This window comes from Phenylobacterium sp. (assembly GCF_044236515.1).
In the GTDB taxonomy this organism is placed as follows: domain Bacteria; phylum Pseudomonadota; class Alphaproteobacteria; order Caulobacterales; family Caulobacteraceae; genus Phenylobacterium.
On the sequence record NZ_JBIIGK010000242.1, the window covers coordinates 1 to 3,103 of the forward strand.

A 3,103-nucleotide genomic window follows, 5' to 3' on the forward strand; every position below is an offset into this window, starting at 1 on the left:
CAACTACTATCAGGCAGGCGAAGGCGGCGCGCCGAAACCCTATATCTCGTTCAAGGTCGCGAGCGGCCAGCTCGCCGACCTGCCGGCGCCCAAACCCTTCCGCGAGATCTTCGTCTGGGGCGTCAACGTCGAAGGCGTCCATCTGCGCTTCGGTCCGGTGGCGCGCGGCGGCCTGCGCTGGAGCGACCGGCGCGACGACTTCCGCACCGAGGTTCTCGGCCTGGTGAAAGCCCAGCAGGTCAAGAACGCCGTCATCGTGCCCGTCGGCTCCAAGGGCGGGTTCTATCCCAAGCTGCTGCCCAAGGGCGGCGCGCCGGACGCGGTCCGCGCCGAGGCGATCGGCGCTTACACGACGTTCCTGTCCGGCCTCCTCGACATCACCGACAACCTGTCGCCGGACGGCAAGGTGATCCGGCCGGCCGGCGTGGTCGTGCACGACGGCGAGGACCCCTATCTGGTCGTCGCCGCCGACAAGGGGACGGCGACCTTCTCGGACATCGCCAACGGCATCGCCGAGTCCTACGGCTTCTGGCTGGGCGACGCCTTCGCGTCCGGCGGCTCGGCCGGCTACGACCACAAGGTCATGGGCATCACCGCCCGCGGCGCCTGGGAAGCGGTGAAGCGCCACTTCCGCGAGCTGGGCAAGGACATCCAGACCGAGCCGTTCACCGTGGTCGGTTGCGGCGACATGTCGGGCGACGTGTTCGGCAACGGCATGCTGCTGTCGCAGCAGACCCGCCTGCTGGCGGCATTCGACCACCGTCACATCTTCCTCGATCCCGATCCCGACCCGGCCGCCTCCTGGGTAGAGCGCAAGCGGATGTTCGAGCTGCCGCGCTCGTCGTGGGACGATTACGACCGCAAGGCGGTCTCCAACGGCGGGGGCGTGTTCCCGCGCAGCCTCAAGGACATCCCGCTGACCGCCGAGGTGCGGGCGATGCTGGGCGTGACCGCGTCGTCCATGGCGCCCCTGGAGCTGATAAACGCCATCCTCAAGGCGCCCGCGGAGCTGCTCTACATGGGTGGCATCGGGACCTATGTGAAAGCCCGACACGAAGCCAACGCCGACGTCGGCGACAAGGCCAACGACGCGGTTCGGGTCAACGGCGAGGACCTGCGGGTCAAGGTGATCGGCGAGGGCGCCAACCTCGGGGTCACCCAGGCCGGTCGGATCGAGTTCGCGGCGGCCGGCGGGCGGCTCAACACCGACGCCATCGACAATTCCGCCGGGGTCGACTCCTCCGACCACGAGGTCAACATCAAGATCCTCACCGGCATGCTCGAGCGTACCGGCGAGCTGACACGGCCCAGGCGCGACACCCTGCTGCGCTCGATGGTCGACGCCGTCGGGTCCCACGTCCTGGCGCACAACTACGACCAGACCCTCGCGCTTTCTCTGCTGGAGATGGACGCCGTTGGCGAGCTGGAGCCGCACGGCCGCTTCATGGCCGCGCTGGAGGAAGCCGGTCGGCTTGACCGGACGGTCGAGGGCCTGCCGGACGCCGCCGCCATAGCCGAGCGCCAGGCCGCCGGGCGCGGGCTCACCCGGCCGGAACTGGCGGTCCTGCTGGCCTACGGCAAGCTGGAGCTCAAGCGCAGGATGATCGAGAGCCGGGCGCCGGACGATCCGGCGTTCGAGGCCAAGCTCGAGGGGTACTTCCCCAAGCCGCTGCGCAAGTGGGCCGAGCCGATGCACCGCCACCGGCTACGGCGCGAGATCATCTCCACCGTCGTCGCCAACGACATCGTCAACCGTCTTGGCCCGAGCTTCGCCCCGCGGCTGATGACCGCCGCCGGCTGCGATCCGGCGGCCCTGGTCGCCGGCTACGAGGCGGCCAAGGCGGTGCTTGGCGTCGAGCTCCTTTGGCAGGCGGTCTCCGCCCTCGACGGCAAGGCGCCCGCCTCCGGCCAGATGGCGCTCTATCGCCGGCTCACGGCGGCCCTGCGCGGGGCGACCTTCTGGCTGGCCCGACGCGCGGGACGCGAGGGACTCGACACCGCCGGTCTGATCGACCGCTACGCCGCCGGGTTCAAGTCGCTCAAGGCCCTGACGCCTTCAACCCTGTCGGAGGTCGAGGCGACGGCGATCCGCAAGCGGACCGAGGCCCTGACCGCCGCCGGCGCCCCAGCCGACCTGGCCGAGGCGGTCGGCTCATTGCAGGCCCTGACCACCGCCGCCGACCTCATCGATCTGGCCGAGGGGTCGAGCTGGCCCCTGGCCGCGGTCTCGCGGCTCTATGCGGCCGCAGGCTCGGCCTTCGCGTTCGACCGTCTGCGGGCGGCGGCCGCCGGATACGCGGTGGGCGACACCTTCGAGCGGACGGCCCTTCGCCGGCTGATCGAGGACATGCTGTCCGAGCAGGCGCAGCTGACGCGGGCGATCATGCAGTTCGCCGCTCAGCCGCAGGCCGGCGCCAGCGCCGAGGCCGCCGGCGCGGCGGTCGCGTCCTGGGCCGCGTTGCGCCGCGAGCCGGCGGAGGCCGCCGCTCGCGTGATCGGCGACATCGAAGCGGCCGGCGGCGCCTGGACCTTCGCCAAGCTGACTATCGCCAACGCGGCCTTGCGGGAACTGGCGGCGGAAGCGGCGGCCAAGCGACGGCGGTGATCCCGGTTAGTGCCGGAACACCCGCACGCCGGTGAAGACCATGGCCAGGCCGCGCTCGTCGGCGGCGGCGATGACTTCCTCGTCGCGCATCGACCCGCCTGGCTGGATCACCGCCGTGCAACCCGCGTCGGCGGCCTGGATCAGGCCGTCGGCGAATGGGAAGAAGGCTTCCGACGCGCAGGCGGACCCCGTCAGATCCAGGCCGAAGTCGCCGGCGCGCAGGGCGGCGATACGGGCCGAATCCTTGCGGTTCATCTGGCCGGCCCCGACGCCGAGCGTCTGGCCGGCCCGGGCATAGACGATGGCGTTCGACTTGACATGCTTGGCGACGGTGAAGGCGAACAGCATGTCGCGCACCTCGGCGTCGGTCGGCGCGCGCTTGGTCACCACCTTGAGGTCGGCGGCGGTCAGGTGCGCGTCGTCGCGAGCCTGGACCAGGAAACCGCCGGCCACCGACTTGAAGGTCACGCCGGGCTCGCGGGCATCCGGCAGGCCGCC

Annotated in this window: 1 protein-coding gene and 1 pseudogene; one reads left to right on the plus strand and one right to left on the minus strand. The window is 71.1% G+C overall.

Annotated elements, in window-relative coordinates:
• On the plus strand, positions 1-2,605 hold a 2,605-nt coding region (locus ACILRF_RS15730; RefSeq protein WP_395674553.1), incomplete at its 5' end, for an NAD-glutamate dehydrogenase domain-containing protein.
• A gap of 6 nt (positions 2,606-2,611) precedes the next feature.
• On the opposite strand, the pseudogene purH reads toward ACILRF_RS15730, so the two are convergent.
• Positions 2,612-3,103, minus strand: a pseudogene (gene purH / locus ACILRF_RS15735) (bifunctional phosphoribosylaminoimidazolecarboxamide formyltransferase/IMP cyclohydrolase); the annotation flags it as partial.